Here is a 21,536-nt window from a genome sequence, read left to right as displayed (position 1 = left end):
CGGGACGTACTGATCACGCTGATGCGGTTCCTGCACTCGCTCGCCATGACGGGCTCGCGCACCTGACACCCCGACCCCGGCGCGGCCCCCGGGGGGGGGCGCGGGGGGGGGGGGGGGGGGGGGGGGGGGCGGGGGGGGGGGGGGGGGGGGGGGGCCCGCCGGGGGGCGCCCCCCCGCGGGGGGGGGGGGGGGGGGGCGGCGGGCCGGCCCCCCCCCCCCCCCCCGGCGCCGTCGCCGGGCCCGGCGCCCTCGGTCAGGTCTCCCGGCGCGGGGCCGGGGGCAGGGCCGCCGGCACGTGGGGCCTCTCGATGGCGTGCCGGCCGACCGCCGAGACGCGCTGCCACTGCGGCTGCTGCCCCGCGCTCTGCCGGGCGCTGCTCGCCCCCGCGCTGTAGGCGCCGTACGACCCGCCGCCGACGGAACCGCCGAACGCCCCCGAGCCGTGGCCGACGGACGAGCCCGTAGTGTGCGGGACGCCTCCGAAGGCGGCGAAGCCCAGCTTCTCCTCGCCGCTGCGGTCACCCGGCAGCGAGCGGAAGGACTTCACGTACTCGGCGTAGAGCGCGTCGTAGATCGGCGTGGCCGAAGGGCCGCCCGCGGAGTCCTGAGCCGACCGCACGGGGGCGGGGACCAACGGGAAGGGCCGGCGGCGGGGAGCGTCGTATGCGTGCACGTATCTCCAAACGACCCCGCCCGGTAAGGGATGCGGCCGGGGCACGGGTTTTCGCCGGTCACCGGCCTGTCGGTCGGCAGCCGGGTGTCAGCCGAGCTCATCGGCCGTCGGCCGTCAGCTGTCCTTCGACCGCCGGTCAGAGACCGGCGAGCGGTAGGGCCGCCGTGACCAGCCTTCCGTTCGCCGCGGCCCTGTCCAGCGCGTCGCGCAGCAGGTCCTCGCGCGGCTGACGGCCGATCGAACCGACCGGAGCCGCGAACAGCAGCACCTGCTGGTGCTTGTTGGCGGCCGCCCGCCAGCTCTCGGTGACCTGGAGCGGCTGGTGCGCCTGCCACCAGGCCACCGGCTGCCCGCCGTTCGGGTTCGGCTGGAGCACCGCGTGCAGCTGCCCCACGGCCAGCAGAACCGACCAGCCGTGCAGTACGGACGGTGCGGTGGACAGCTCGGTCACGGGCATGAAGCCCTGTTCGATGAGCAGCGGCAGGAAGTCGTCGCCGGACCCGAGGGAACCGGGCCGTGCCACCGGCGCGGTCGGCTCGACGACCAGGGCCGGGTGCAGTTCCCCGGCGATCAGGACCAGTCCGCTGGTCACGCCGAGTACGGCCTGCTCGGGCACGACGTACGGCGCCGCGGCCTGATGGGGAGCAGCCGGCACCGGGGCCGTCTGTGCGGCCTGCGCGGGCGCCGCCGGGGCTGTGGCGTCGCCGTTGAAGGACCGCGCGGCGCCCAGGAGCTGCTCCTCGGTGACCTGGACGACCTGCGAGGGCAGGCAGGTGGAGTGGGCGAAGGCGAGGACGGCGGTCTCGTCCCCGATGAACAGGACAGTGCTGGTCCGCTCCTGCTCCGGATTGCCCGGTGTGCGGCAGGAGGTGCAGTCGTAACCGCCCGGGGCGGAATCTCCGGCGAGCAGGCGGTCGGCTTCTTCGTCGCCGATCTCGGCGCGTACCTCGTTGCTGACGTCGAGCATGCGCGGCACGGGTGGCTCCCTCGGGATGCGGTGCGTGGCGAGGCCGGGGGGTCCCGGCCCGTGGTCCGGGGCGTGCCCCCGGCTCATACAGATGACAACGGGCGATCTGTGGCGGGAGTCACGCCCGGGAGGGAACGGAATCGAACCATCCTGCGCACACGGTCACTTCCCGCGCGGAACCGGACACTCATTGTCAACTATTCGACGTGTCAACGTAGTTGAGCGGGTGAAGTAGCTCACAGGCCAGAGAGCCCGCTGGTTGATAAATCGTGAAATCAGTGAATGAAGTGGGTGTCCTGAAACTGACGCTACCGAGGGTAATGCTGAACTGGTCTGCGAAGACGGTGAGTTGCTTGATGCCGGCCCGGTCGGCTGCCTAGATTCCTCCGCCGTGTGCAGTGAGCACCGCTCGGGAACGTCCGCCGACCGCACCATCCGGATCCACCGCACCACCGGATCCCTCGCACGACCCGACGGCGGACGGGGCGAGCGCGACATGCCGCGTCCCATGACGCGGCGGTGGCGTCCGCTCCGGGGACCCCGGGTCCGTAGAGAGGGAACTGCATGTCCGATTGTGCCGACACCACCCGCGGCGACGCCCGCAGGATCCGGAAGACCCAGGAGACCCAGGAGACCCGGAAGACCCGTACGGCGGCGGCTCTGGCAGGCGCGGCGCTGCTCGCGCCCCTCGGACTGCTGGCCTCGGCCGGCAGCGCCACGGCGGCGGACAGCGGAGTGTGGGACCGCATCGCACAGTGCGAGAGCGGCGGCAACTGGCACATCAACACAGGCAACGGCTACTACGGCGGACTCCAGTTCTCCGCCTCCACCTGGCGCGCGTACGGCGGCACGGCCTACGCGCCGACCGCCGACCGGGCCACCAAGGCCCAGCAGATCACCATCGCCGCCAAGGTCCAGCGAGGCCAGGGGTGGGGCGCCTGGCCCACCTGCTCGGCACGTGCCGGGGCGTCCGGGAGCGCACCCGGTGCCGACTCGGTGACCGCCCAGGAAGTCCCGGCGAAGCCCGTGCAGCCCGCGGAGCCCTCCCGGCGGTCGACGTCGTCGAGCCGGCCGGCCCAGCCGAAGGAGTCGGTCCCGTCGAAGGCGCCGGTCCAGTCGTCGGGCAGCGCGGCCCGCAGCTCGTCCGGCGGTGACTACACCGTCCGTGAGGGCGACACGCTGAGCGCCGTCGCCGCCCGGCACGGCACCACCTGGCAACAGCTGCACGCCGCCAACGAGGCCGTCATCGGCGGCGATCCCGATGTGATCCTGCCCGGTCAGCGTCTCGTGCTCTGATCCGCCCCGGAGGCACCGGGTGGTGAGGTGAGGAGAGGCCCCGTCCGGGCGGCCGCCGGGTTCCGGCGTCCGGACGGGGTCCACCTCGTCGCGGACAGTGACTGTCCGTGAGGCTGGCAGACTCGGCCCATGTTGGAGACCTCGGCACGACTGCTGCGTCTGTTGTCCCTGCTCCAGGCCCACCGCGAGTGGTCCGGGGCCGATCTGGCCGGGCGGCTCGGGGTCAGCTCCCGGACCCTGCGCCGCGATGTGGACCGGCTGCGGGTGCTCGGCTACCCCGTCAGCGCCAGCCCCGGAACCGGCGGCGGCTACCAGCTGGGCGCGGGCGCCGAGCTGCCGCCGCTGCTGCTGGACGACGACGAGGCCGTCGCCGTCGTGGTCGGGCTGCGTACGGCGGCCGGGCAGGGCATCGAAGACATCGGGGAGACCTCGGTGCGGGCCCTGGCCAAGCTGGAACAGGTGCTGCCGGACCGGCTGCGCCGCCGGGTGGGCGCCCTGAACGCCGTCACCGTGCCGATGCTGCGCGGACCGGGCGCCGACGCCGTCGACCCGGCCGTGCTCACCGAACTCGCCCAGCTCTGCCGTGACACCGAACGTCTGCGTTTCGAGTACCGCGGTCACGACGGCGCGACGAGTCGCCGCACTGTGGAACCGCATCGTCTGGTGTGCTCGGAACGCCGTTGGTACCTGGTTGCCTGGGACCTGGGCCGCGAGGACTGGCGTACCTTCCGGGTGGACCGCGTCACGCCCAGGCCCCCGCACGGCCCGCGCTTCGTCCCGCGCGAGCCCCCGGCCGAGGATCTGGCCGCCTATGTGTCCCGGGGCGTTTCCACGCGCGTGTACGCCTCGCAGGCCGCGATACGGCTGCTGGTGCCCGTCGAGGAGGCCGCGGAACGGATCTCGCCCTCCGTCGGCACGCTGCGGGCGGAGGGACCGGACACCTGCGTCCTGACCACCGGAGCGGCGAGCTTCAACGCCCTGGTGGTCCACGTGATGCTGCTGGGCTTCGAGTTCCAGGTGCTGGAGCCGGCCGGGCTGACCGACGCGATCACCACGGCCCGCGACCGGCTCTCCCGCGCCCTGGCCCGGGCGGAGGGGTCCGGCGCGGCGAGCTGACGCCGGACCGCGTGGTGACCGTGCCGCGCGGGACCGCCCGTACCGGCCGGCGGGCGGGGCGGGTGGATCCTGTGAAGGAACCGTGAGTTTCCGTACGGCCCCGCCCTTCGGAGTGCGCACCTGTCGTCATGGCGACGGAATGGAATGACCCGAACGGGCCGGGTGTTTCTTCAGAAACGCTCCGCCGGGTTTATCCGCGACCCCCGGCGCGATGTCCGGGAATTACGTTCGACCGCGTTCGGAGAGGCTTCGAATCACCCATTCGTGTGATGGGCGTAGGCGTAAACGTCTGTCGTGATCCTGTGACAGAAGTGTGACCGCCGAGGGATCTCGGGCAGGTGTTCCCGGTCCGGCCTTCCCTGTCCGCGGGGCAGGGCATAGCGTGACCGTATGGCATCCATTCCGACACCTTCCGCGGAACCCGACGACAGCCCGGACGCCTATGTGGGCCTGCCCGTGGACCGGGCCGAGCGCCTCGCGCGCGAGCGCGGCTGGACGGCGGTCCGGTCGCTGCCGCCGGGAACGGTCATCACCATGGAGTACCGCGTGGGACGGCTGAACTTCGAGGTGAAGGACGGCACGGTGGCGCGGTCCTGGAAGGGCTGAGACGCGGCGACGACCCCGGTTCCACGAGGAAACCGGGGCAGGGGTGTGCGTACCGGGCTGTCGCCGCGGGGCCCGGCGGGACCGTCAGGAGCGGGTTGCCGGGGTGTTGCCGCGCGGATGACGTTCGCCGTGCGGCGGGCGGCGGCTGCCGGCCGGGGTGAGCGGTGTGCGCTCCGCGCGCGTCGAGTGCGGCCCCGGCGCCAGATAGGCGGGTGACCGGCCGGCCGGGCGGGACGCGGAGACCGGTTCGGGAGCCGCGCCGGCCTCACGGCCGGTGAGTGGCTTGAGCATGACCGGCGTCGCGACGGGGGCCGCGGGCGCCGTCCGGCCCCGCCGGGCGTACCAGCGGTCCCGCCAGTGGTCGCGCCGGTCGAAGATCCGGTCCTCGGCACGGGCGATCAGCGGCTCGAACCAGGGCAGGGCCAGCAGGATCAGCAGGCCCGCCACCCAGCCGAGCAGGACGTCGCTCAGCCAGTGGGTGCCGAGGTAGACGGTGGACAGTCCGACACCGAGCGAGGTCACGGCGGACACGGCGGACAGCCAGCGCCGCGCTCTCGGAGTGGAGGCCAGATAGGCCAGGATTCCCCAGGTCACCACGGCGTTCGCGGTGTGACCGCTGGGAAATATGCTGCCGCCGAGCCACATCTCGCTGGAGCCGATCTCGGTCGCGTAATGCGGTCCGAGGCGTCCCATGCCGTACTTCGCGGCACCGACGGTGAAATTGAGCAGCAGCAGGGAGACCGCGAGCGCGAGCAGCGGACGCAGGGTGTGCTGCCGCCAGGAGCGCCAGCCCAGCCAGGCCGCCACCATCACCGCGGTCGGGCCGCGCTGGCCGAGCACCACGTAGTAGTCGACGAAGGCGTGCAGCTCCGCCCACTGCTCGTACGGGCGGAAGAACATCACCTGCCAGTCCAGCCGGACCAGCCAGGACGCGGTGACGACGGCCCACACGATCGCCAGGTAGAAGGCCAGGGTGGAGCCGAAGAGCACCGTCCGGTGCCGGCTCATTCGAGGCACGTCGAGGTGGGCCGGTCGTTCCGGCTCACGATCCAGCCTCGCGAACACCCGGTCCAGACGGGTGGTCTTCCGTTCGGTACGCACCCAATCGACGTTACAGGGAGTGAACGGCCAGTCCTGGCGAATCAGCGGCTTTGTAATGACGATGTGATGTGGGATCGCTCTCAAGGTGGCCTTTGTTTTCCTCGAATCGGCAATCTCCGACCGTCGCCGCCTTCAATTCTTTTGATCATTCGAGAGGGTGGTTTTATCGCGCTTTTGGAATGCGTTCACCGAAGGTCGGCGCAAATTTTCCCCGGTGCTCACCGCCCGTCGGCAAGGGGAGGGGGCGGGCGGGGCCCGCGGGGCCTTTCAGGGCGGTCCGGAGCCGTTCAGCCAGAAGGCGCCGTACACCGCCGAGGCCACCGCGACGGACCCCACCACCAGCGTCGACCTGGGCGTACGCAGCCGCGACAGGGGCAGGGCGAGGGGCAGCAACAAGGGGAAGGCGGGCATCAGCAGACGCGGTTTCGAGCCGAAGTAGCTCGACGCGCAGAGGGCGAGGACGGCGACCGTGCCGGCGTACACCAGCAGTGGGAGCGGCTGGCGCTGCCGTGCGCAGAGCACGTACAGCCACACCAGCAGGCCGACCCCGACGATCAGCCCGAGCCCCGCAGGGGCCGACGGAAACGACGTGAACTTCTCTGCCGTGAACCGGGCGAAGGCAAAGCCGCCGTCGAACCCGTTCCGCCAGCCCGCCTGTACGTCGAGATACCCGAACGGGCCCTTCCCGGTCCGGTGCCCGACCCACAGAACGTAACCGGCGGTGCCGAGCGGAGCGGCGAACAGGCCGACCGCCCGGCGGACGCCCACGCCGGGGGCGCCCGGCGGGACGGGCGCGCCCCCGGCGGAAGGTGTGCGCGGGGTGTTCCCGCCGGAGGCGGCGCGGCCCCCCGAGCGAGCGCCGTCCACCGCCGCCGCGCCACGGCTCCCCCCGAACGAGTGGTGCTCCTCCCCGGCGCCGCGACGGTCGTGCAGGAAGGAGACGACGCCCGCCGCCCAGACCGCCGCGACCACCGCCAGCCCGACCGGGCGGGTCAGACCGGCCAGCGACGCCAGGACCCCGGCCGTCACCCAGCGCCCGGTCAGCACCGCGTACAGCGACCAGGCGGCGAGCGCCGTGAACAGGGACTCGCTGTACGCCATCGACTGGACGACCCCGACCGGCAGCACCGCCCAGAGCAGCACCGCGCAGACCCCGGCCCGCGGCCCGTACACATGGTCCGCCACCGCGAAGATCCCCCACGCCGCGGCGAGCGAGGCCAGCACGGCCACCACGAAGCCCCCGTCCGCGTACGACAGTGGCGACACCGCCGCAACCAGCCGCTCCAGCCAGGGGAGCAGGGGGAAGAAGGCCAGGTTCGAGTGCACGTCCCCGTTCGCCAGGCGCACCTCGTAGCCGTACCCCAGCTCCGCGACCCTCGTGTACCAGAGAGCGTCCCAGCGGGCCGTGAGCAGGGTGTACGCGCTTTTGCCGCGTGCCTCGCTCCACAGGGCCAGGACGAGGAGGCCCAGGGCACGCACGGCCGCGTACCCGAGGAGCGCCGGCGCGGCCCTGCGCAGTGCTCCGGGGCGGGCCGGGGCGGCACGCGTCTCGAGATCGGTCACGGGCCCGATTATCGACCGGTTGCGCGGCCGGTCCGTCCCGCGGGTGCGTGAACCCGGAGCGGGCCGCGGAAGTGGTGCACGCCACACCTGTCGGCCACAGATGTGAGAGGCCCACCACTCAATACCGGCACGTCCTCGCGTACGCTGCCTGTCACTCGCCGTTCGTTGCGCGGGCCGGAGTCCGTACCGATCCTCTCCGGCCGAGTCACGGGGGAGTCCCCCACCCCGTGAGCCCGCCGAGGGCGAGGGAGCATCTGGGAGGTCTGTGCATGTCCGGGACGACCACGGCTGCCGCGCTGCGCCGTCGGGCGGCCGGGGCCGGTGCCAACCGCTGGGTGGTACTGGTCGTCCTCTGCGTCAGCCTGCTGCTCGTGGCCGTGGACGCCACCGTGCTGCATGTGGCGGTCCCCGCCGTCACGCAGGATCTCAGGCCCGGTGCGATGGAACTGCTCTGGATCGTCGACGCCTACCCGCTGGTCTGCGCCTCGCTGCTGATTCTCTTCGGCACACTGGGAGACCGGGTCGGCCGCAGACGCGTGCTCCTGCTCGGTTACGCCCTGTTCGGTGTCGCCTCGGGGCTGGCGGCCCTCGCGGACAGCGCGCCCGTGCTGATCGCGGCGCGGGCGCTGCTCGGCGTCGGCGGCGCGATGATCATGCCCGCGACGCTGTCGATCCTGCGACAGGTCTTCCCCGACCGGCGCGAGCGGGCGTTCGCCATCGGTATCTGGAGCGCGGTGGCCGCGGTGGGCGCGGCGGCCGGACCGCTGCTCGGCGGCTTCCTGCTCGAGCATTTCTGGTGGGGCTCGGTCTTCCTCATCAACATTCCGCTGATGCTGGTCAGTCTCCCGGTGGGACGGATCCTGCTGCCCGAGTCGAAGGGCGACGGCATCGGTCCCTGGGACGTGACGGGCGCGCTGACGGCCGCCGCCGGACTGTTCGCGGTGGTCCTCGGTGTGAAGCGGCTCGGTGGTGAATCCGCCGGGGGCCCGTGGACCGTGCTGTCGCTGGCCGTGGGCGCCGCCCTGCTGGTCTTCTTCGTCCGCCGGCAGCGGCGACGCACGCACCCGCTGGTCGACCTGCGCATGTTCGCCCGGCCGGTGTTCAGCACGTCGGTGGGCTGCATCGTGCTGGCGATGCTCGCCCTGGTCGGACTGGAACTGATCGCCGCGCAGTACCTCCAGCTCGTCCTCGGGCTCTCCCCGCTGGAGACCGGGCTGAGGCTGGTGCCGCTGACGTTCGCCGCGATGGCGGCGGGGCTGGCGGGCGCGCGGCTGCTGCGCCGGTTCGGACCGCGCCGCATGGTCTTCTCCGGCTTCTGCCTGACGGCTGCGGCGGTCCTGCTGCTGACCCCGATGGGCGAGCAGGACAACCGGGCCCTGCTGCTGGGCGGGTTCGTCCTGCTCGGCTTCGGTCTGGAGACCACCCTCTTCGGGGCGTACGAGTCGATGCTGAGCGAGGCGCCCCCGCAGCAGGCGGGCGGGGCCGCAGCCATAGGTGAGACCTCGTACCAGCTGGGCGCCGGAATCGGGATAGCGCTCCTCGGCAGTGTGATGAACGCGGCCTACGCGCCCGGCCTCGGAGAGGTTCCCGGGGTGCCCGCCTCGGAGTCCTCCGCGGCGCGGCACTCGCTGGGTGAGGCCTACGAGGTCGCCGCCCAGCTGGGCGGGCCCGCCGAAACCGCCCTGAGGGACGCGGCCCGCCATGCCTTTGTGCACGGGCTGCATGTGACCCTGCTGGCCAGCGCGGTCCTGCTGCTGCTCGGGGCCGTGATGGCGCTGCGGTTGCCGCGGACGATGCAGTGCGAGCCGGCGGCCGCCGGGGAAACGCCCGCCGAGGCGCCCACGGGTGGGCCCGCCCGGGCCCGGGCCGAGGTGGCCGATGTCCCCGCGCCGAGGGAGGCCGCGGAGTCCCGCGTCCCGGTGTGAGGCGTGCCGCGGGGCAGCCGGGTGGACGTGCGCGACGCCGCGTCGTAACGTCGGCCCGAACCTGACTGGCAGCGCTGGTTGAGCAGCACGAGCCGAATCCGTACCGGTCGTATCCGTAGTGGTCGTATCCGCACCGGCCGAGCCCTGCCGGCGCGGCCGGTACCGGCCGCGTCCGCCCGGATCCGCACCGGCCCGATCGCCCCGGAGAGTGTCCATGTCCGCGTCCGCGAAGTTGCCGCCCTTCGACCCGGCCGACCCGCTCGGTCTCGACGACCTGCTGGAGCCGGAGGACCTGGCCGTCCGGGACACCGTGCGTGCCTGGGCGGGGGACAGGGTGCTGCCGTACGTCGCCGACTGGTACGAGAAGGGCGAGCTGCCCGGTGTCCGCGAGCTGGCCCGGGAACTCGGTGGGATCGGCGTGCTCGGCATGCCGCTCAGCGGCTACGGCTGCGCGGGGACCTCTGCCGTGCAGTACGGGCTCGCCTGCCTGGAACTGGAGGCCGCCGACTCCGGCATCCGGTCCCTGGTCTCCGTACAGGGCTCACTCGCCATGTACGCGATCCACCGGTTCGGCAGTGAGGAGCAGAAACAGCGGTGGCTGCCGGGGATGGCCGCCGGCGAGGTCATCGGCTGCTTCGGGCTCACCGAACCCGACCACGGCTCCGACCCCGCCGCCATGCGGACCTACGCCAAGCGCGACGGCGGGGACTGGGTGCTGAACGGCCGCAAGATGTGGATCACCAACGGGTCCGTCGCCGGCGTCGCCGTGGTGTGGGCGCAGACCGACGACGGGATCCGCGGATTCGTGGTGCCCACCGACAGAGCCGGGTTCTCGGCGCCCGAGATCAAGCACAAGTGGTCGCTGCGCGCCTCCGTCACCAGCGAGCTGGTCCTCGACGACGTACGGCTGCCCGACGATGCCGTACTGCCCGAGGTGACCGGGCTGCGCGGACCGCTCAGCTGCCTGACGCACGCCCGGTACGGGATCGTCTGGGGCGCGATGGGCGCGGCGCGCGCCTGCTTCGAGGCCGCCGTCGACTACGCGACGTCGCGGGAGCAGTTCGGGCGGCCCATCGGCGGATTCCAGCTGACACAGGCCAAACTCGCCGACATGGCGGTCGAACTGCACAAGGGGATTCTGCTCGCCCATCATCTCGGGCGGCGCATGGACGCCGGCCGCCTGCGGCCCGAACAGGTCAGCTTCGGCAAGTTGAACAACGTCCGCGAGGCCATCGACATCTGCCGTACGGCCCGCACGATCCTGGGTGCCAACGGGATCTCGCTCGAGTACCCCGTCATGCGGCACGCGACGAACCTCGAATCGGTGCTCACCTACGAGGGCACCGTGGAGATGCACCAGCTCGTGCTGGGCAAGGCACTGACCGGGATCGACGCGTTCCGGTAGACCGGTTCGGGAGAGGGAGAGGGAGAGGGAGAGGGAGAGGGAGAGGGAGAGGGAGAGGGAACGGGGGCAGGGACGGAAGGGAGGGGGCAGGGCCGGTGAGCGGCCCTGCCTCAGCTCTGGTTGAAGAAGCCGTCCGACCGGTGCGCCGCCGGTTCCCCGCTGACGACCTCGGTGTCGGCCGGGCTCAGCAGGAACACACGGCTGGACACACGCTCGATGGAACCACGCAGACCGAAGATCAGCCCGGCGGCGAAGTCGACGACGCGCTTGGCGTCCCCGGCCTCCATGGCGGTGAGGTTCATGATGACGGGGACCCCGTCCCGGAACAGTTCGCCGATGACGCGGGCGTCCCGGAAGCTGTCCGGGGTCACCGTGCCGATGCGGCGGCCCTTCTCCGCGGCGACGTCCGTGGCCACCCGGACCCGCGGATCGGTGACCCAGGCGTCCCCGGGCGCGGTCCCGTCGGAGTAGTCGTCGTCGTAGTAACGCTCGTCTTCGTTGTCGTCGACGAGGCCAAGCCAGGCACTTGCCTTGCGTACCGATCCCATGGACGCCTCCTCTCACAGCGGTCCTTCTTGCTTTCCGCATCCCTATGGTCGTCCATGATGCGGATGGCGCGCCAAGTGATGGGACGCCGTGCGGGGGGTTTGTGACGGTACTGGTGCAGGGCGCATCCGTCGAGAGCCCAAGCCCCCCAAGGGTCCTCATGTAAGCAAATGCTGACTGTGAGTGAAATATGATTCTTCTCGGCGCATGGGTGAGCGGCGGCGCGTACGGGTGAACGCGGCAGTGAGTACGATGCCGCCGCTCCACTTCGGATCTCCCACGGGGGGACGTCATGTTCGGAATGGTCAGGCCCTGCCGGCACCGGCTCGGTGAACGGCTCACGGCTCAGTGGATGGCGCATCTGTGCGGGCTGTGTCTGGCGCTGCGCGGGGACCACGGGCAGCTCGCACGCGTCGTCACCAACTACGACGGGCTGCTCGTCTCCGTCCTGACGGAGGCTCAGGCCGAAAGCGCCGCCGCCGGACGGCGCACGGCGGGGCCGTGTCCGCTGCGCGGCATGCGGACCGCCTCCGTCGCGCACGGTGAGGGTGCGCGGCTCGCGGCGGCCGTATCGCTGGTCCTGGCCTCCGCCAAGGTGCGTGACCACGTCGCCGACCGGGACGGGCTGCTGGCCCGCCGTCCGGTGGCGCTCGCCGCTCGCCGCGTCGCGGTGAGCTGGGACCGGGCCGGGGCGCGGACCGGTAAGGAGGTGGGGTTCGACACGGCCGTACTGGTCGATGCCGTCGACCGGCAGACCGGCATCGAGACCCTCGCCGGCCTCGGCACCCCGATCCTCACCGTCACCGAACCGACCGAGACCGCCACCGCGGCGGCCTTCGCGCACACGGCGGTGCTCGCCGGGCGGGTGAACAACGCCGGGCCGCTCGCCGAGGCGGGGCGGCTCTTCGGCCGGCTCGCCCATCTCCTGGACGCGGTGGAGGACCGGGAGGCCGACGCCGCGTCGGGCGCGTGGAACCCCCTCACCGCCACCGGTACTCCGCTCACCGAGGCCCGCCGGCTCGCCGACGACGCCGTGCGTGGCATCCGTCTCGCGTTGCGCGAGGTGGCCTGGGGGGCCGGGGTTTCCCCGGGAGGGCACAGCACCGACGGCGGTCTCGCTCACCGGTTGCTCGTTCATGAACTGCCCAACTCCGTAGATCGTGCCTTCAACACCGTTTCCTGTGCCCACGGTTCCCACCCCTACGCACCGCCCGGCGTGCCCGGAGCCCCGGGCGCGCCGGGCGGTCCCGGCGGTCCGGTGCCGCCCGGGCCGCCGCGCCGGCGTGGGCTGATCGCCGGGTGCGCGGTGTGGGTCGGGCTGTTCTGTACGTGCCAGTTGTGCTGCGGTACCCACGAGGACCCCTGGACCGGGGAGCGCAAGCAGGCCTGTTCCCCCTGCGACTGCGGCGGGTGCTGCGACTGCTGCGAGTGCTGCAGCTGCTGTGGCGAGGGCGGCGGCTGTGACTGCGGGTGCGACTGCTGAGCCCGTGGCGGGGGAGGTGTCCGTGGGCGGGTCTGAGCCGGGGGGGCGGCCCGGAGGGTGTACGGGGCCGGTCGGGCGGATGCCCGGTGGGATGTCCGGTCAAGCGTTCGGCGGTGCGTCGGACGGGGCGCCCGACGAGCGCCCGACGGGGTGTTCGAGGGTTGCCGAGTTCTTTGGTGGTGGGTTCGGAGGAAGGTCCGCAAGAACATTCGGAGGGTGTACTTCCGGACACCTCCGGGGTGGTGGCGGCCGGTCGGGGCGCAGGGGAACCGGCTGGTGGCACAGGGTTCTCGAGGGTCGCGCCGCACGGGTGGTTCCCAGGGTGACGTCCGAAAGGCACTCTTGCGTCGACCGGTCCGTCGGCCGAATACTCACCCCCAGCGCTTGTCAGGGTCACGGCATGTTCGGAATCCGGGCGACCGTTCACCTGACTGCGTCTCACGGGCCCGAACCCCACCGGGGCCCCCTACGTCCTTCATGGAGGAACGAGAAGTGAGGATCAAGCGCACCACCCCCCGCAGCGGCATATCGAGACGCACCCGGCTGATCGCCGTCTCCACCGGCCTCGTGGCCGCCGCCGCGATCGCGATCCCCAGCGCGAACGCATCCGAAGCTCCCACCACCTTCAGCTCCGCCGAACTCAAGGGCGTCAGCGGTTCGGTGCTGGAAGCGGACGTCCCGGGCACCGCCTGGGCCGTCGACAGCAAGACCAACCGGGTCGTCCTCACCGTCGACAGCACGGTGTCCGAGGCCGAGATCGCGAAGATCAAGCAGGAGGCCGGCGCCGACGCCGACGCGCTGCAGATCAAGCGCACGCCCGGCACGTTCACCAAGCTCATCCAGGGCGGCGACGCCATCTACGCGAGTAGCTGGCGCTGCTCCCTCGGCTTCAACGTGCGCAGCAGCAGCGGCGTCGAGTACTTCCTGACGGCCGGTCACTGCACCGACGGCGCGGGCACCTGGTACTCCAACTCCGCCCGCACCACGGCCATCGGCACGACCGCCGGCTCCAGCTTCCCGGGCAACGACTACGGCATCGTGCGCTACACCGGCTCCGTCAGCCGCCCCGGCACCGCGAACGGCGTGGACATCACCAGCGCGGCCACCCCGAGCGTGGGCACCACCGTCATCCGTGACGGCTCCACCACGGGTACGCACAGCGGCCGGGTCACCGCGCTCAACGCGACCGTGAACTACGGCGGCGGTGACGTCGTCTCCGGTCTCATCCAGACCACGGTCTGCGCCGAGCCCGGCGACTCCGGCGGCTCGCTCTACGGCAGCAACGGCACCGCGTACGGCCTCACCTCCGGCGGCAGCGGCAACTGCTCCTCCGGCGGCACGACCTTCTTCCAGCCGGTGACGGAGGCCCTGAGCGCCTACGGAGTCAGCGTCTACTAGGCCGGCGCCCGCCCACCAGCCCGCCGGGGCCGGCCGGTACCACCGGTCCCGCGGCACAGGGCCTCAGCACGGCCGACACACGACGACGAGCCCCCGCACGCAGCCGGCGTGCGGGGGCTCGCCCTTGCGCGGACACGGAGCTACCTTCGAGGGCCACGCCAGGACTCACCAGGACTCACCAGGCTCCATCAGGACGTATCAGGGCGTAGCGGACAGTACCGGCCGCGAGAGGTCACGCCAGTCCCCCACCAAGACGTACCGGGACGCACCGGGCAGCGCCGGCCGAGGGAGGCCCCGGAGCGGGCGCGGGAATCGGTGCAGGAGCAACTTCCGCCCGCCGCGCTCCGCTCGAATCCGGACCAGGCAAGGGTGATTTCAAGCCAAGGGTAGATCTCCCGAATCGGGGCTCCGGTTACTCGCTCGTAGTATTTGCAGTGCGAACTGCCCTGCGTGTCCATGACCTGTCAGGACATAGGGGGCGCACGTTCGTTGCCGTACGCGCGTCCTGAAGTCGGCCTTGTGTGCCCCTCGTGGATCTCGGAATAGTGGGCGGCGTTCAACGGCCAGGGGCTCGGCTTTTTCTGTGCGCCGCGCCCGTGGCCGTACGCCTTCCGGTTCGTGAGGTCCCCACAACCTCCCGAGCCGTCCCCCCCCCACAGGAGGACGCGAGTTGAAGCACCGACGCATACCCAGGCGGCGTGCGGCCGTGACGGGTGCGGGCATCGCCGCACTGGTCGCCGCGGGAGTCACCTTCCAGACTGCGAACGCCAGTGAGTCACCGGAGGCCTCCGCGCCCCGGACCCTCTCCATCACGGCGGCCGGAAACCTCGCCTCGACGCTCGCCGAGGACCTCGGCGCCGACGCGGCCGGAACGTACTACGACGCGAAGAGCAAGAGCCTCGTGGTGAACGTGCTCGACGAGGCCGCCGCCGGAACCGTCGAGGAGGCCGGCGCCAAGGCGAGAGTCGTGGTGAACTCCCTCGCCGAACTGAAGAGCGCGCGCACCACCCTCAAGCAGGACGCGACGATCCCGGGCACCTCCTGGGTGACCGACCCGACCACCAACAAGGTCGTCGTCACCGCGGACCGCACGGTCTCCGAGGCCGAGTGGGCCAAGCTGACGAAGGTCGTCGACGGACTCGGGGCCAAGGCCGAACTCCAGCGCATCAAGAGCGAGTTCACTCCGTACGCCGCGGGCGGCGATGCCATCACCGGGGCCGGTGGGCGCTGCTCGCTCGGCTTCAACGTGACCAAGGGCGGTGAGCCGTACTTCCTCACCGCGGGGCACTGCACCGAAGGCATCACCACCTGGTCGGACTCCTCGGGCACCGTGATCGGTGAGAACGAGGTGTCCAGCTTCCCGGGCGACGACTACGGCCTGGTCAAGTACACCGCCGACGTGGACCACCCGAGCGAGGTGAACCTCTACGACGGCTCCACGCAGGCGATCTCCGGCGCCGCCGAGGCCACTGTCGGCATGGAGGTCACCCGCAGCGGTTCCACGACCCAGGTGCACTCCGGCGCGGTCACGGGCCTGGACGCCACCGTGAACTACGGCAACGGCGACATCGTCAACGGTCTGATCCAGACCGACGTCTGCGCCGAACCCGGTGACAGCGGCGGCTCGCTCTTCTCGGGCGGCAGCGCGGTCGGTCTCACCTCCGGCGGCAGCGGCGACTGCACCTCCGGTGGTACGACCTTCTTCCAGCCGGTGACGGAAGCGCTCTCGGTGACCGGCACCCAGATCGGCTGATCCGCCCCTCGCGGAACCGCAGACCCGCAGGACCCGCAGTACCCATTGGACGTCCCGCCCCTCCGTGCGAGGGGCGGGACGTCCGCATGTGCGGCCCGCCGGGCCGCGAGGCCGGCCGTGCGGCGTGACGCCCCGCGGGTCAGTTGGCCCACGGCGGGGCGATCCGGGTGCCGTCGGCCAGCTCGTCGACGAGCTGGTCCGTAGGGGTTACGCCGAACGCCGGCCGCATCCCGCCGATGCGCGGGCCCGGCTGGTCGTGCTGACCGGATCGGGGTGGGCCTGCACGCGGGCCGCGGAGGAGGAGGCGGCGGAGGCCGTACGCGCATGGGTCGACGTGCTCGGCGAGGTCGAGGTCCGCGCGCTGCGCGACCGCCTGCGACGCGTCGCGCCCAAGGGGCCTGTGCGGCCTGTTTGGTGACCTTTTATCACCTGTGGTGCCGCCAATGTCGTTGGTCGCTGGAAGTTTTTACCGACCCGTAACTTCACAGTTGTACTACTCACTCGTAACTTGACGAGTGAACAGCATCCTCGTGATCCGGATCACAGGGCGTTCTTTCGCCGCAACTCCCCTGAGCCGTAAGGAGATCACTCGATGCTGCCTTGGAGACGAGTGCTCGGACCGCTGACCGCGCTGCTGTTGACCGTCGCGGTCGCCCTGCTCCCCGCCACCACCGCCCACGCCGCGGGGGCGCCCAGCTCCGGCTGGAACGACTACTCCTGCAAGCCGTCCGCCGCCCATCCCCGCCCCGTCGTCCTGGTCCACGGCACCCTCGGGAACTCCGTCGACAACTGGCTGGGCCTCGCGCCCTATCTGACCCACCGCGACTACTGCATCTTCTCCCTCGACTACGGCCAACTGGCTGGTGTCCCCTTCTTCCACGGTCTCGGCCCCATCGACAAGTCCGCGCAACAGCTCGACGCCTTCGTCGACAAGGTGCTCGCCGCGACCGGCGCGGCGAAGGCCGACCTCGTCGGGCACTCGCAGGGCGGGATGATGCCCCGCTACTACCTCAAGTTCCTCGGCGGCGCGGCCGAGGTGAACGCCCTCGTCGGGATCGCGCCCAGCAACCACGGCACCACCCTCGCCGGCCTCACCAACCTGCTGCCGTACTTCCCGGGCGCAGGGGACCTGCTGAACGGGGCGACTCCCGCCCTCGCCCAGCAGGTCGCCGGCTCGGACTTCCTCACCCGGCTCAACGCGGGCGGCGACACCGTGCCCGGCGTCCGCTACACCGTCATCGCCACCCGGTACGACGAGGTGGTCACCCCGTACCGCAGCCAGTACCTGAGCGGGCCGAACGTGCGCAACGTCCTGCTCCAGGACCTGTGCCCGGTCGACCTGTCCGAGCACCTGGCGATCGCGCTGATCGACCGGATCGCCTTCCACGAGGTCGCCAACGCCCTCGACCCCGCCCGTGCCCGCCCCACCACCTGCGCCTCGGTGTTCAGTTGACACGTGTAGTCGAAGCGGGCCGCTGACACGTGCAAGTCGCCGGTACGCATGTCGGGGCCTGTCCGGCCTGAGCCGCCGGACAGGCCCCGGTTCACGGTCGACGCGGGGTCAGCGGTCGACGTGGGGTCAGCGGCCGTGCCGCCCGCTCGCCGCGCGCCGCCGGGTGGAGGCGAACAGCGCTGCCGAGCCGAGTGCCAGGGCGGCGGCTCCGCCGACCATCAGGTACGCGGTGTTCCCGTCGCCGCCGGTCTCCGCGAGGTTCTCCGAAGTGCCGGCCGCCTTGGGCTGGTTGGCGGTGGCGTCGGCGGTGGCGTCGGTGCCGTCCGAGTCGGTGCCGTCGCCCGTCGCGTCACCGGCGGTGTCCTCGCCGGCCGGGGCAGGCTGCGCGGTGGTGTGCGGGTCGTCGTCCCCGTGGCCGTGGTTCTCGATGGTCGACTTGTCGGTGCCGTCGTCGATCTGTTCCTCGGAGGGCGCGGAGGCGACCGGGGCCGGGGCCGGGGCGGCCTCGTCCTTGGGCGTGTCACCGGCGCCGGACTCGCTTCCGCCGTCGTCGGGGCCCTCGCTCGCGCCACCTCCTTCTCCTCCTGCGAAGGCGACGTCGGAGCAGGAGTAGAACGCCTCCGGGCTGTCCGAGCGCTGCCACACCGCGTACAGCAGCTGCTTGCCCGAGCGCTCGGGCAGGGTGCCGGTGAACGTGTAGAAGCCGTCGGTGGCGGCCGGGTCGGTGGCCGTCGCCACCGGGTTCGCCAGGTCCAGGTCGCCCCAGCCCAGAGGCTTCGCCGGGTCGTAGCCGGGCTTGGTGATGTACACCTGGAAGGAGCCCTTGTGCGGGGCCGTCACCCGGTACTTGAAGGTGTACGAGCCGCTGCTCACCGACGTCGCGGGCCAGTCGGCGCGAGCCAGGTCGAGCCCCTTGAACGCCTCGTTGTCCGCGCTGCACAACTTGCCGTCGGGGATCAGCTCCTCGTGGCGTCCGCCCGCGTCGCCGATGCGTACGCCGTTCCAGTCGTAGAGCGCCTGGGTGCCGCCGGCCGCGACCGCCGCCCGGCACGCAGCCGACTTCGGGCTCTCCGGCCCCTCGGCGAAGCACTGCGCGACCCTGCTGACCGGATCACCCATCGAACCGTGCGCGGCCGCCGGTGAGGCGGACAGCCCGGTCAGGGCGAGCGGGACGATACCGACGGCAGCGACAACGGCCTTGCGGCGTGCGGGCATGGGACAGCAACTCCTCGGGCGATCACTGGGCTTGGGGAGAATCCCGTGGGGGGATGGTTCAGAAACTAGCCCCAGGAACCCGGGAAATCGCCTGCCGAGGGCCGCTCGCGGAGATCCTTATGGCCCCGTTAAGGAAGTGCTCAGGCTGGGATCAGGTAGGAGCCCGTGAACGGCCGGCCGAGGAGTTGTGTGGTGGGCGGGAGGGGGCGGACGGATGTGGTCAGGGAGTGGGCCACCAGGTCCGGGCTATGTCCTCGCGGATTTCCGGACGCGGGGCGGGACGGTCCTCGGGTTCGTCGCGAACCCGGGGGGTGTTCGTCCTCTTCAGCGGCTTGTGCACGGTGACACGGCGCATGGCTGCCTCCTTCGGGGTCCACGGGTGCCGCGGTCTCGCGGGGGGTGGGCCTTTCGGGGGAGAGTTCCTCATCGGCTCCGGTCTGTCTGTGGCCGCGGCCACCCGGCGAGTGTCAGTGGCGGGTGTCACTCTTGGCCGCATGACCGATGACAGTGAGGCCGCGGGCACAACGGGTGTCGACTGGGACGCGCGGGCGGCCGGTTTCGACGAGGAACCCGATCACGGCCTGCGCGACCCACGAGTGCGCGAGGCATGGGCGGGGCGGCTGCGTTCCTGGCTCCCCGAGCGGGCGAGCGATGTCCTCGACCTCGGCTGCGGCACCGGCAGCCTGTCGCTGCTCGCCGCGGAGCAGGGGCACCGGGTCACCGGGGTCGACCGGTCGCCGGCCATGGTGAGGCTCGCGCGGGAGAAACTCGCCGGACGCGACGCGGTGTTCCTCGTCGGGGACGCCGCGGCACCGCCGACGGGGGAGCGGCGCTACGACGTCGTGCTGGTCAGGCATGTCCTGTGGACGCTGCCCGATCCCGGCCGGGCGCTGCGGCACTGGCGGGGGCTGCTGCGCCCCGGCGGGTGGCTCGTCCTGGTCGAGGGGGTCTGGGGGACGGTGAGCCCGGTCGGGATATCCGCGGGCCGGCTCACCGCCCTCCTGGCTCAGCTCGGTGGGCAGGTGAGCGTGGAGCGGCTGTCGGACGACGCGGCGCTGTGGGGCCGGGAGGTGGACGACGAGCGCTACACCGTGGTCGCGGTGCCGGACTGATCCGGACCCTCACGCGAGCAGCGCGCCGAGCCCGCCCTCGCGGGCCAGGGCGTCCAGCTCGTCGAGGGCGGCCACCGCGGCGGCCGCGGCTCCGGGGTCCGTCGCGGCCAGGCCGCTCGCCGCGAACTCGTCCTCGTCCAGCCGCCGTACGTCCGTGCCGTCCGCCGAGACCCACAGGTCCAGGTCGAGATCCTCGACCACCACCCGTCCGGCCGAGAGCTCGGCCGGACGGGTGACGTCGCAGTAGTGGCCCTTGAGGGCGCCCGTGGCGGTGCGCACCTCCTTCACCGCGTACCACCGGTCGCGCCAGTAGTGCTCCGTGAAGACGTCACCGGGTTCGAAGCGCACGAAGCCGAAGTCCCGTACGCCGTCACCAGCCCAGGGGGCGCGCACGGTGACGCGGATGCCGTCGTCGGTGAGGAGTTCGGCCGGGTAAGTGATCTTCGTGCGCCCTGTCTTGACGAGGACGACGTCCAGGAAGGCCGGACGTTCAGCCGAGTTCACGGACATACCGCACCTCCGTGGCGCAGACCTCGTAGCCGAACCACTCGTTGATCGCGATCATGGGTCCGTTGCCGGTGTCGTTGCCCGTGAACGCCTCCGTGTACCCGGCGGCGCGGGCGCGGTGCAGGGAGTCGTTCTTGGCGAGCTTGGCCAGGCCCCGGCCGCGGTGGGCCCGGGCGGTGCCGGTCATGGCCGTGCCGTACCGGGTGCCGCTGTCCGTGCGGGCCGCGGAGAAGGCAGCGGGCCGGCCGGCCACCACGGCCACCGAGGTCAGCTCGGGGCTGAACAGCGGGTGCCGCCAGGTCTCCTCCAGCCAGGCCTCGTAGTCGGTGAACTCCGTGTCCACATCGCTCGGTTCGTCCGCCGTCGTCTCCGCGTCCAGTGCGAACAGCGGGCGCGGATCGTCGGCGAAGTCCGATCCCGTGCACAGTTCCACGCCGGGCGGCGGGTCCTGGAGCGGGGGGAGGGTGCCGTTCGCCAGGTCCAGGCGGAGGAAGTGGGCGGCGCGGCTCGCCCGGTAGGCGTGCCGCTCGGCGAAGGCACGGTTGCCCGGCTCGTCCAGCACCCAGGCGAGCAGCCTGGTCGCCCCGTGAGCGGCCAGGTGCTCCTCGGCGGCGCGCACGAGCAGTGCCCCGGCGCCCCGGCGCGTGTGCCCGGGACGCACGTACACGTTGACGTTGCCCTGGCCCGGCTCGGAGCTCTCGTGGGCCAGGTGGACCTGAGCCGTGCCGATCACCTCGCCGTCGGCCACGGCGACGAGGGGACGGTAATGGGCGTCAGGGTGCATACGGGTGAGGTCATGGGCCAGGGAGTCCGGGGTGAGGAGGATGAAAGGGAGAGCGTCGTGCCGGACGCGGGCGAAACCCTCGAGGTCGGCACGGGCGTCGGGGCGAAGATCGCGGACGGTCACAGTCACGGAGGTGCACGCTACGGGGGAAGGTGCTGCGGCTGCCTCTCATTTTTTGCCGGGTGCGGGACAATCGGGCCGTGACCTTGAAGATCCATGTCGACGACAGCGCGCCGCCGTACGAGCAGGTGCGGGCCCAGATCTCCGAGCAGGCCCGGTCGGGGGTGCTGCCGGTGGGCCACCGGCTGCCGACGGTACGGGGTCTGGCCCAGACGCTCGGCCTCGCCGCGAACACGGTGGCCAAGGCCTACCGCGCGCTGGAGGCGGACGGCGTGATCGAGACCCGCGGCCGCAACGGCACGTTCGTCGCCGCCGCGGGCTCGGCCGCGGAGCGCGAGGCCGCGGCGGCGGCCCAGGCGTACGCGGAGCGGGCGCGACGGCTCGGACTGGACGAGGACGCGGCTCTGACCGCCGTACGGGACGCGCTGCGGGCGGCGTACGAGGCGTAGTCGCGGGCGGCTGCGCAGGCGCGGGGGAGCGGGGGCGGCCGGCTCGGTCCCCCGCGCCCCGTGC

Annotated in this window: 20 protein-coding genes and 1 pseudogene; 12 read left to right on the top strand and 9 right to left on the bottom strand. The window is 72.1% G+C overall.

Annotated features, from left to right (window positions below; translation table 11 throughout):
• Positions 1–253: 253 nt before the first annotated feature.
• On the bottom strand, positions 254–673 hold the full coding sequence (locus tag ACFYQA_RS10855; protein WP_388914613.1) for a hypothetical protein: 420 nt from the start codon (positions 671–673) through the stop codon (positions 254–256).
• A 136-nt stretch (positions 674–809) separates the two neighbouring features.
• Positions 810–1,649, bottom strand: a complete 840-nt coding sequence (locus ACFYQA_RS10850) for a hypothetical protein (RefSeq protein WP_388914610.1) — start codon at positions 1,647–1,649, stop codon at positions 810–812.
• A gap of 555 nt (positions 1,650–2,204) precedes the next feature.
• Between ACFYQA_RS10850 and ACFYQA_RS10845 the strand changes: the two genes are divergently transcribed.
• The 3 genes from ACFYQA_RS10845 to ACFYQA_RS10835 all read left to right on the top strand — a co-directional run bounded on the left by ACFYQA_RS10845 (position 2,205) and on the right by ACFYQA_RS10835 (position 4,658).
• A complete protein-coding gene (locus tag ACFYQA_RS10845; protein WP_388914607.1) occupies positions 2,205–2,936 on the top strand; it encodes a transglycosylase family protein in 732 nt (243 codons plus the stop codon).
• A gap of 129 nt (positions 2,937–3,065) precedes the next feature.
• The gene (locus ACFYQA_RS10840) at positions 3,066–4,052 is read left to right on the top strand and encodes a helix-turn-helix transcriptional regulator (protein WP_388914604.1); all 987 of its coding nucleotides are present in this window, start codon (positions 3,066–3,068) and stop codon (positions 4,050–4,052) included.
• 390 nt (positions 4,053–4,442) lie between these two features.
• The gene (locus ACFYQA_RS10835; protein ID WP_386399875.1) at positions 4,443–4,658 is read left to right on the top strand and encodes an I78 family peptidase inhibitor; all 216 of its coding nucleotides are present in this window, start codon (positions 4,443–4,445) and stop codon (positions 4,656–4,658) included.
• Positions 4,659–4,742: 84 nt separating this feature from the next.
• Here the strand turns inward: ACFYQA_RS10835 and ACFYQA_RS10830 are convergent, their stop codons facing one another.
• Complete coding sequence (locus tag ACFYQA_RS10830) at positions 4,743–5,759, bottom strand: phosphatase PAP2 family protein (RefSeq protein ID WP_388914601.1); 1,017 nt, start codon at positions 5,757–5,759, stop codon at positions 4,743–4,745.
• A 267-nt stretch (positions 5,760–6,026) separates the two neighbouring features.
• The gene (locus ACFYQA_RS10825; RefSeq protein ID WP_388914598.1) at positions 6,027–7,322 is read right to left on the bottom strand and encodes a glycosyltransferase family 39 protein; all 1,296 of its coding nucleotides are present in this window, start codon (positions 7,320–7,322) and stop codon (positions 6,027–6,029) included.
• A gap of 269 nt (positions 7,323–7,591) precedes the next feature.
• Here ACFYQA_RS10825 and ACFYQA_RS10820 point away from each other — a divergent pair, with 269 nt between their 5' ends.
• A complete protein-coding gene (locus ACFYQA_RS10820) occupies positions 7,592–9,247 on the top strand; it encodes an MFS transporter (RefSeq protein ID WP_388914595.1) in 1,656 nt (551 codons plus the stop codon).
• A gap of 214 nt (positions 9,248–9,461) precedes the next feature.
• Positions 9,462–10,652, top strand: coding sequence for an acyl-CoA dehydrogenase family protein (locus ACFYQA_RS10815; protein ID WP_388914592.1), 1,191 nt, complete (start codon positions 9,462–9,464; stop codon positions 10,650–10,652).
• A 110-nt stretch (positions 10,653–10,762) separates the two neighbouring features.
• On the opposite strand, the gene ACFYQA_RS10810 is transcribed toward ACFYQA_RS10815, so the two are convergent.
• Positions 10,763–11,200, bottom strand: a complete 438-nt coding sequence (locus tag ACFYQA_RS10810; RefSeq protein ID WP_388914589.1) for a cell division protein SepF — start codon at positions 11,198–11,200, stop codon at positions 10,763–10,765.
• A 290-nt stretch (positions 11,201–11,490) separates the two neighbouring features.
• Here ACFYQA_RS10810 and ACFYQA_RS10805 point away from each other — a divergent pair, with 290 nt between their 5' ends.
• The 5 genes and pseudogenes from ACFYQA_RS10805 (at position 11,491) to ACFYQA_RS10785 (ending at position 17,285) form a co-directional block, all read left to right on the top strand.
• The gene (locus tag ACFYQA_RS10805) at positions 11,491–12,681 is read left to right on the top strand and encodes a DUF5685 family protein (protein ID WP_388914586.1); all 1,191 of its coding nucleotides are present in this window, start codon (positions 11,491–11,493) and stop codon (positions 12,679–12,681) included.
• 492 nt (positions 12,682–13,173) lie between these two features.
• Positions 13,174–14,079 (top strand): S1 family peptidase, encoded by a 906-nt coding sequence (locus tag ACFYQA_RS10800; protein ID WP_388914583.1) that lies wholly within the window; start codon positions 13,174–13,176, stop codon positions 14,077–14,079.
• A 670-nt stretch (positions 14,080–14,749) separates the two neighbouring features.
• Positions 14,750–15,832 carry a S1 family peptidase gene (locus ACFYQA_RS10795; protein WP_388914580.1) on the top strand — a complete coding sequence of 361 codons (1,083 nt, stop codon included), beginning with the start codon at positions 14,750–14,752 and terminating at the stop codon, positions 15,830–15,832.
• Positions 15,833–16,001: 169 nt separating this feature from the next.
• Positions 16,002–16,250: pseudogene (locus ACFYQA_RS10790) on the top strand (MarR family winged helix-turn-helix transcriptional regulator); the annotation flags it as partial.
• A 174-nt stretch (positions 16,251–16,424) separates the two neighbouring features.
• Positions 16,425–17,285, top strand: a complete 861-nt coding sequence (locus ACFYQA_RS10785; RefSeq protein ID WP_388914578.1) for an esterase/lipase family protein — start codon at positions 16,425–16,427, stop codon at positions 17,283–17,285.
• 126 nt (positions 17,286–17,411) lie between these two features.
• Here the strand turns inward: ACFYQA_RS10785 and ACFYQA_RS10780 are convergent, their stop codons facing one another.
• Positions 17,412–18,500, bottom strand: a complete 1,089-nt coding sequence (locus ACFYQA_RS10780) for a lytic polysaccharide monooxygenase (protein ID WP_388914575.1) — start codon at positions 18,498–18,500, stop codon at positions 17,412–17,414.
• Between the two features lie 220 nt (positions 18,501–18,720).
• Positions 18,721–18,855: a hypothetical protein gene (locus ACFYQA_RS10775; protein WP_388914572.1), complete on the bottom strand. Its 135-nt coding sequence runs from the start codon at positions 18,853–18,855 to the stop codon at positions 18,721–18,723.
• Positions 18,856–18,994: 139 nt separating this feature from the next.
• On the opposite strand from ACFYQA_RS10775, the gene ACFYQA_RS10770 reads away from it, so the two are divergent.
• On the top strand, positions 18,995–19,612 hold the full coding sequence (locus tag ACFYQA_RS10770; RefSeq protein WP_388914569.1) for a class I SAM-dependent methyltransferase: 618 nt from the start codon (positions 18,995–18,997) through the stop codon (positions 19,610–19,612).
• Positions 19,613–19,621: 9 nt separating this feature from the next.
• Here the strand turns inward: ACFYQA_RS10770 and ACFYQA_RS10765 are convergent, their stop codons facing one another.
• Positions 19,622–20,122 (bottom strand): DUF402 domain-containing protein, encoded by a 501-nt coding sequence (locus ACFYQA_RS10765; RefSeq protein ID WP_388914566.1) that lies wholly within the window; start codon positions 20,120–20,122, stop codon positions 19,622–19,624.
• Positions 20,103–21,032, bottom strand: coding sequence for a GNAT family N-acetyltransferase (locus ACFYQA_RS10760; RefSeq protein WP_388914563.1), 930 nt, complete (start codon positions 21,030–21,032; stop codon positions 20,103–20,105). Before ACFYQA_RS10760 ends, ACFYQA_RS10765 begins: the two co-directional genes overlap by 20 nt.
• A gap of 71 nt (positions 21,033–21,103) precedes the next feature.
• On the opposite strand from ACFYQA_RS10760, the gene ACFYQA_RS10755 reads away from it, so the two are divergent.
• On the top strand, positions 21,104–21,472 hold the full coding sequence (locus ACFYQA_RS10755) for a GntR family transcriptional regulator (RefSeq protein WP_388914560.1): 369 nt from the start codon (positions 21,104–21,106) through the stop codon (positions 21,470–21,472).
• Positions 21,473–21,536: the final 64 nt, after the last annotated feature.

This window comes from Streptomyces sp. NPDC005774 (assembly GCF_042871645.1).
Taxonomy (GTDB): Bacteria; Actinomycetota; Actinomycetes; order Streptomycetales; family Streptomycetaceae; genus Streptomyces; species Streptomyces pratens.
Note: the sequence above shows the minus strand (reverse complement) of the source record. Positions and strands in the feature narration are given on the sequence as shown.